Below are 6,831 nucleotides of genomic sequence, written 5' to 3' on the forward strand. Positions count from 1 at the left end.
CAATTTCATGTCCGTAGAGGGTGCACTGCGCTTTGAAATCTCCGCCGATGCGGCAGCGCAGGCCAATTTGTCGATCAGCAGCCGGCTGCTTGGCGTGTCCTACCGGCTTGCGCCGGTATCGCCGAAGTTCAGGCTGGATTGAGCAGGACGCATAGTTGCATAGTTGATATCCCGCCAATTTGCCTCTGGCTCCTGAAATTGACGAATTGTGAGACGGTCTGAAACGTCCTATCATTCCACCTCTCGCGTTCTAGATCCATTCGTCATGTCTCCTCGCACAATTGCCCGTATCCTGCCAACATCGATGGGCGGCATCCTCAATGCCGTCTGCATGGTCTATTTCATCCAGCGCGGCGGAAACTGGATCTATCTCGGCGTCGCGCACGGTGTGATGGTGATCGTGCTGGCAATCATTGCCTCGCAAAAAGCCAGGGCCAAGGATGCGCAAGAGGCCGCCAGCACGAGCGAACCAGGCAAACCCCAGGGCTGAACTTTCACGCAGTCCTGTCAGTCGCAGCACGGGAGGGTGTAGTGTGAGCGACGAGATCACGGCAGCGATCTTTGACATGGATGGCGTCATTACCCGGACTGCGCATTTGCATGCAGCAGCCTGGAAGGAGACATTCGACGATTTCCTGCGCAGCCAATCCCACGACGGCATACCGCCCGCACCATTTGACGACCAGGCTGAATATCGCGTCTATGTAGACGGCAAGCCGCGAGGCGAAGGCGTGCGCAGCTTCCTGGCCGCGCGCCGGATTGCATTGTCCGTCGAGCAGCAGGACCAGCTTGCGCAACGCAAGGACATGCTGTTCGAGCGAGGGTTGCGCGAGCAGGGCGTCCAGACCTTCGCCTCGACCTTGATCCTGATCAAAGCATTGCGCGAGCGCGGCATCAAGACCGGCGTGGTCACATCCAGCCGGCATGGCCGTGAAATTTTGCAGACGGCCGGCATTGCGGCGCTGTTCGATGCGCGGCTTGACGGTATCGACCTTGATCAATTGAAGCTCAAGGGCAAACCGGATCCGGACATGTTCCTGAGCATGGCCGACACGCTCGGCAGCGCGCCGGCGCACAGCGTCGTTCTCGAAGATGCAGTAGCCGGTGTGCAGGCCGGGCGACGCGGCAAATTCGGCCTGGTCGTGGGTATCAATCGCGGCGCCAACGCCCCTGCCTTACTGCAGGCCGGCGCAGACATCGTGGTCGACGATCTCGCCGGCCTGGACGTGGATCGCTTGCAGGCAGCCTGGCGCCAACGCCGGGAAGATATTGCCTGGCGGGTCGAAGCGGAAGGCTTTGATCGTGCGCGCGAACGTCAAATGGAAAGCCTGTTCGCGGTCGGCAACGGCTATCTGGGCGTACGGGGCGCCCTGGATTGCCCGCTACCGGAATCGCAATGCGATCTCTTCATCGGCGGCGTCTACGACAGCAAGCGCCCCGACTTGCCGTATTCGGAGCTGGATTTTTTCGCGCCCGAACGCGGTGCCGATCCGTATGCCGAACTGGTGCCACTGCCGTTCCCGTTCAGGGTGGACATCAGCGTAGAAGGCGCTGCGCTGGATTTCACCAACGGGACTGGCCGCGAGCTGCGGCGCGTGCTTGACCTGCGCGCAGGCGTGTTGCATATCGACGCCACGTACGAGACACACGAAGGACGGCGCACCGCAGTACGCACGCGCCGCTGCGCTTGCCTGGTAGACCGCCATCTGTTGCTGCAAGAGGCGGTGGTCGAGCCGCAGAACCATTGGGGCGTGGTGCAACTGACAGCCTCGCTCGATAGCCGCGAGCTGGCAGTGCACCATCCGCATCTTGCGTTGCTGGAACACGTCACAACGGATGACCTGGAGTTGGTGCGCTATCGGACCCGCAGCTCCGGCATCGAGATTTGCATTGCTTCACGGATTGTCCGCACGCCGCAAATGCTGCGCCGGATGGTGGCGATCCACACCAGCCGCGATAGCGCCGATCCCGGCGCCGCCGCCAGGACTCATCTGGAATCGCTGGCATGGACAGATTTCGATCGATTGCTGGCCGGACATGCGCAGGCCTGGGGTGATTTCTGGAGCAGGGCGGACATCCGCGTGCCGGGGCGGCCAGCAATTGAACAGGCGCTCCGCTTCGGCAGCTACCACCTGCGCTTGCCGGCCGGCGATGATCCGCGCGTTTCCATCGGCGCGCGCACGCTGACCGGACGCGCCTACGAAGGGCATGTTTTCTGGGACGCGGAAATCTTCATGTTGCCGTTCTTCCTGCATGTCGAGCCGGCGCAGGCGCGCAACCTCCTGCTGTACCGGCATCACACGCTCGATGGCGCGCGCCGGCGTGCCCAGGCGATGGGCTACCGCGGCGCTTGCTTCGCCTGGGAATCCACGGTGACCGGCGACGACGTCACGCCAAGCATGATCGTGCTCAAGAGCACCGGCCGTGAGATTCCGATCTTTACCGGCAGCCAGCAGCTGCATGTGACGGCCGACATCGCCTATGCGGTCTGGCGCTATTGGGAAGCCACTGGCGATGAGCAATTCCTGAGCGGACCGGGGGCGGACCTGTTGTTCGAAACAGCGCGCTTCTGGGCCAGCCGGGTGACCCGCGGCGAACAGCATCATCACATTCGCGGTGTAGTCGGGCCGGATGAATATCACCACGGGGTCAACGACAACGCCTATACCAACTGGCTGGTGCGCTTCAACTTGCAGCGGGCCGCCTGGCTGGCGCGGCGTTTGGGCCGCAACCTCGGCGAGGCCGATGAATGGGCGACATTATCCGAATCCTTGTATATCCCCCAGCCGGATGAACATGGCGTGATCGAACAATTCGAAGGATTTTTCGGACTGGAGGAGTATCCGCTCTCCAAGGACGAGCGCTTCAGGGCACCCGCCAACCGCTTGTTTGACTGGGAACAGACCAACCGCATCAAGCTGATCAAACAAGCCGATGTGCTCATGCTACCGTTGCTGTTCCCCGAAGCGTTTTCCGATGAGGTCGTCGCAGCGAATTACGCCTATTACGAACCGATTACCGATCATGGCAGCAGCCTTTCCCCGGGCGTGCACGCGGCGGTCGCTTCGCGCATCGGCCGCAATGAGGACGCCCAACGCCACTGGCAGCAAAGCCTGTGGCTGGACTTGTCCGACGCGATGGACAACAGCATGCTGGGCGTGCATCCGGCCGCGATGGCAGCGACCTGGCAGGCTTTGGTATTCGGCATGTTGGGGATCACATTTGACGAGTCCGGTGCGCATGCCGACCCGCGCGCAAGCACGCGCATACCGGCGCAGTGGGGCAGCGTCGGGGTGAGCCTGGCGTACCGCGGAACAACGCACTCGCTGGTGATACCAGCCGGCGGCAATGCCGATCCCGCGCCGGCAGGCAAAGCAGATCAGGAAAACGATTAAACCGCAGGTCGAAAACTGGATCGAATGGCGGTGCGGTAGCGGGAATTCGCGCAATGCATACGCAACGGAGGAGCCAAGCCAATGAATCGTTTCGCCTCGATCCTTTTGCCTCTGGACGGCTCGGATGAAGCCGCAAAGGGCGCCGCCTGCGCACTGTGGCTGGCACAGGCGCTACCGGCCACCTTGCACGTGCTGCACGCGGCGCGCCAACCGATTCCAGGGCGTGAGGCGCTGGAGCGGCTGCATGTGCCGTGGACGCAACAGGCGCAGGTTGTGCTGCACCAACTGACGGAAAACGCTGACGCCGCTGTGCTGCAAGCGATAAAAGACCACCAGATCGACCTGGTCGTCATGAGCGCCCGCGGTGCATCCGCTGCCGCCGGACTCGACTTGTCCCGACGCCTTGGTTCGATCGCGCAAGCCGTCATTGAGCGCTGTCCGACGCCAGTATTGCTGCTTCCACTGCATTACCGGGAAATACTGCCCTGGACGTCGATGCTGGTGGCGGCCAGTGGTGGAATTGCTGCTGACCATGCCCTGCAAGCCGCCACCCGGCTCGCCTGTGCATTGCGCATCCAGGTTACGGTCATGCATGTGCCGGATGGCCCCGGCGCCGCGCCGCTGGGCGGCTATGCCGATGCCGCCTATCACGAGTATCCGCACCGCATGCAGGAAATGGTCAAGCGAGGCTTGACCGGCTGCACGGCCACTGAATCACGTTCGATTGACAAAGTGCTGCTGCGGCGCGGCGAACCGGCCACGGCCCTGCTTGAACAAGCGGCGCGCCAGCACACCAGCGTCCTTGCGCTTGGCTGGCATGGTGCAATGGGCGCTGGCCGCGCCTTGGTATTGAAGCGCCTGCTGGAGGAGGCGCAATGCCCATTGCTGCTGGTGCGGCAGGCCGAACGATCGACTGCGCGGCTGAAGGTCGGAACGGACATTGAAGATTGACTATTGAATCAATGATCTATCGACTCGGAGATTCGGAGATTCGGAAATTCATCGCGCCAGTTGAATGCCACCAGCGAGCCGTCCCATAATGGACCGCCGCATATTGTCCGGAGCGTCTTGAAGCAATGCGGGCCAGTCAGCCCGGGCTTGCTTGATTACCCCTTTTGCGACCTGTATGAGTCGGCTTCTTCGCTGTATCCGAGCGCGCTTGAGCAAGTCCTCCAGGTCATCCCAACTGAACTCCTGGAGTTTGGCATCGATGGCCCGATTGATTCCATAATCGGCGCGCGGCGCATCCTCAAAAAATGCGGTCACGCATACCGGATCGTACAGCGGCGACAGTGCTGGATCGACCCCGTTTTCGTAGCGCAGCGCCCAATTCTTCAGGTGTGCATCGGTATTGCCCATCAGGGCAAAAATGACGAACCGGTTGATGAACTCTTGCACATCGTTAGCCGGATCCACTGACAGTTGGTCAATAATCCGAAGCATTGCCGAATAATCCTCCTGCAAGCCCTTGCCATACTTGTGCCTGGGCTCATAGCCGAGTACCTGCGCGAATTCCTCGATATGAATGCGCACACCATTCTGGCCGCGGTCGAAACGCTGCACCGCAAGTATCTGGGGAAACGGCACCTGGTCCGGCAAGTCCGCCTGGTCTTTGGAAATGATCTGTGCGCAGGCGCAGTTCAGCCCCACCGCCCGGGCTAACTGATAGCCCATGTATTCGTTGGCCACCAGTTCCGGATGCCGTGCTGTTGGCAGCTTCAGGATGACAGAGCCGGCAGCGCCGTGACGCTTGACGACATAGCGCCGACCTTCCAGGACCGCTGAAAATTTGGTAATCACCCCCGGCAAGGACGCCGCGTCCTCGACCGGAGATGCCACAAATTCCGGCTCAAGCACGTCGATCCCCAGCGCTGCATGCCAATGCCGCACCGCCTCCGGAATCCCGGCGGACAATGGTACTGGCTCCACCTCCAAAGCACCCATCAGGTCATGACCAGCCGCTGCCAGAAGCTCGAATTCATCATCGGGATTGCAGCGGCGCTCAAGAGCGAGTCGCTCGCGGTTGTGGCCTTCGGGAAGCAGGTTCTGGAAATAGGCAGGCCATCTGCCGTCGTTGCGCACCACGCGCGCGTCGCGCATGGCGGAAAGTATCTCCCGCGTTTGTTGCTCGCTGCTGCCGCGATAGCACAGGGAAAGCGTGGGGCGCTGTGGATCCTCGATGTAATCCGCGTCAAACGACACCCGCAAGACATCACCGTATTGAGACAGGTAGCCAACCGGAACGCGCCCCCGGCTCGGACAGTGGAGCGTCATTTTCAGGTAGCGGATCGACGTGGTCATTGTTTGCCGGCGCGCTGGTCACGCCCTTCCAGCAAGTCATCGACGATGGAAACCGGCGCGCTGATGCCGGCCCGCTGCCCAAGCATCTTGCCGCCAGAGCGTATGAACGACTCGACTTCCATAGCAGTACTAGCCGGTACCAACATGATTTCCATGCCGAGCGAGCGGGTCAGCGCTAACAGCGTCGAAAGCCGGGGATCAGTCGTGCCCGCCTCAATTTTTTGGACGGCCATCCGGCTTAACGCAGCCTTGTCGGCCAATTCCTGTTGGCTCAGCCTGGCGGAACGTCGAGCATGGGCTATTGCCTGAAGCAAATTGATCATGATAATTAGCTTTTTATAGTATTAGCTAATTAAACATATCATTTTAGTGGTGCGATGTCAGTAAAAATGTCAGCAACAAGCACGCCCAAGTTGATGGCCCGCCGCTCCAGGTCCTTCCCCGAGATCAGTCAGCGGCAGGCGCGCAAGCGGGCAGGGCGCGGTACAAGCTATTCAATCCACCACCTTGCCGCGCATCGCCTTGATCCGGCCTCGCACCACTTTTCCCTCGACCCGACGCCGCTGTGAACCGCGGGTGGGCTTGGTCGGCCTGCGTTCGCGCGGCACGGTCATGACCGCGGCAATCATCTCCTGCAGCCGGCGCAGGGCTTCTTCCTTGTTTTTCTCCTGGCTGCGGAAAGTTTGCGCCTTGATGATCAACACGCCATCTGCCGTGATCCGATTGTCGTTTTGTGCCAGCAATCGCTCTTTGATGTGGTCGGGGAGGGAGGATGCCGGTATGTCAAAGCGCAAATGAATGGCGCTGGAGACCTTGTTGACATTTTGCCCGCCCGCGCCTTGGGCGCGGATACCGGTCAGTTCGATTTCCGCTTCGGGTATGTCTGGAGGGGTGGTCAGGCTCATGCGCCATTTTACGTGCTCGGGCGATGCGCCTGAGCTTCGGCTTACACCTGCATACGGGTTTTTAGCGACCAGGGTTCTTCGTGCCAGGGAGCAGGCAACACTTTGCCCGGATACGTCTTGAACAGCATTTGAGGCTGTGATCAGTATCACCCGCAGGGTGTCTTGACTGGCCCGCTTCCTTGCTTTGACATAATACAGAGTAGTCAACCTACCATGCCGATTTAGCGCAT

Annotated in this window: 6 protein-coding genes and 2 pseudogenes; 5 read left to right on the forward strand and 3 right to left on the reverse strand. The window is 60.8% G+C overall.

The genetic code is table 11. The features are described 5' to 3' along the window. The first annotated feature begins 7 nt into the window (after positions 1–7). From Q7T64_RS18130 to Q7T64_RS11810, 5 genes and pseudogenes are all read left to right on the forward strand, one after another. Positions 8–142, forward strand: coding sequence for a hypothetical protein (locus tag Q7T64_RS18130; RefSeq protein ID WP_370653314.1), 135 nt, complete (start codon positions 8–10; stop codon positions 140–142). 123 nt (positions 143–265) lie between these two features. Beyond that, a complete protein-coding gene (locus tag Q7T64_RS11800; protein ID WP_304795785.1) occupies positions 266–490 on the forward strand; it encodes a hypothetical protein in 225 nt (74 codons plus the stop codon). After that, positions 441–1,895 (forward strand): annotated as a pseudogene (locus tag Q7T64_RS18135) (beta-phosphoglucomutase family hydrolase); the annotation flags it as partial. The gene Q7T64_RS11800 and the pseudogene Q7T64_RS18135, both read left to right, overlap by 50 nt. Positions 1,896–2,090: 195 nt before the next feature. After that, positions 2,091–3,395, forward strand: a pseudogene (locus tag Q7T64_RS18140) (glycoside hydrolase family 65 protein); the annotation flags it as partial. A gap of 81 nt (positions 3,396–3,476) precedes the next feature. Then, entirely contained in the window at positions 3,477–4,346 is an 870-nt protein-coding gene (locus Q7T64_RS11810; RefSeq protein ID WP_304795789.1) for a universal stress protein, read from the forward strand. A gap of 48 nt (positions 4,347–4,394) precedes the next feature. On the opposite strand, the gene Q7T64_RS11815 is transcribed toward Q7T64_RS11810, so the two are convergent. The 3 genes from Q7T64_RS11815 to arfB all read right to left on the reverse strand — a co-directional run bounded on the left by Q7T64_RS11815 (position 4,395) and on the right by arfB (position 6,601). Beyond that, positions 4,395–5,696 carry a type II toxin-antitoxin system HipA family toxin gene (locus Q7T64_RS11815; RefSeq protein WP_304795791.1) on the reverse strand — a complete coding sequence of 434 codons (1,302 nt, stop codon included), beginning with the start codon at positions 5,694–5,696 and terminating at the stop codon, positions 4,395–4,397. Then, complete coding sequence (locus Q7T64_RS11820; RefSeq protein ID WP_304795793.1) at positions 5,693–6,019, reverse strand: helix-turn-helix transcriptional regulator; 327 nt, start codon at positions 6,017–6,019, stop codon at positions 5,693–5,695. Before Q7T64_RS11820 ends, Q7T64_RS11815 begins: the two co-directional genes overlap by 4 nt. Before the next feature lie 171 nt (positions 6,020–6,190). After that, positions 6,191–6,601, reverse strand: coding sequence for an alternative ribosome rescue aminoacyl-tRNA hydrolase ArfB (gene arfB, locus Q7T64_RS11825; RefSeq protein ID WP_304795795.1), 411 nt, complete (start codon positions 6,599–6,601; stop codon positions 6,191–6,193). Between the last annotated feature and the right edge of the window lie 230 nt (positions 6,602–6,831).

This window comes from Lacisediminimonas sp., assembly GCF_030645335.1.
Classification (GTDB): Bacteria; Pseudomonadota; Gammaproteobacteria; order Burkholderiales; family Burkholderiaceae_D; genus Lacisediminimonas.

Coding starts and splice junctions, on each gene's coding strand:
- Q7T64_RS18130 (WP_370653314.1), top strand. CDS start 8: ATGTCCGTAGAGGGTGCACTGCGCTTTGAAATCTCCGCCGATGCGGCA.
- Q7T64_RS11800 (WP_304795785.1), top strand. CDS start 266: ATGTCTCCTCGCACAATTGCCCGTATCCTGCCAACATCGATGGGCGGC.
- Q7T64_RS11810 (WP_304795789.1), top strand. CDS start 3,477: ATGAATCGTTTCGCCTCGATCCTTTTGCCTCTGGACGGCTCGGATGAA.
- Q7T64_RS11815 (WP_304795791.1), bottom strand. CDS start 5,696: ATGACCACGTCGATCCGCTACCTGAAAATGACGCTCCACTGTCCGAGC.
- Q7T64_RS11820 (WP_304795793.1), bottom strand. CDS start 6,019: ATGATCAATTTGCTTCAGGCAATAGCCCATGCTCGACGTTCCGCCAGG.
- arfB (WP_304795795.1), bottom strand. CDS start 6,601: ATGAGCCTGACCACCCCTCCAGACATACCCGAAGCGGAAATCGAACTG.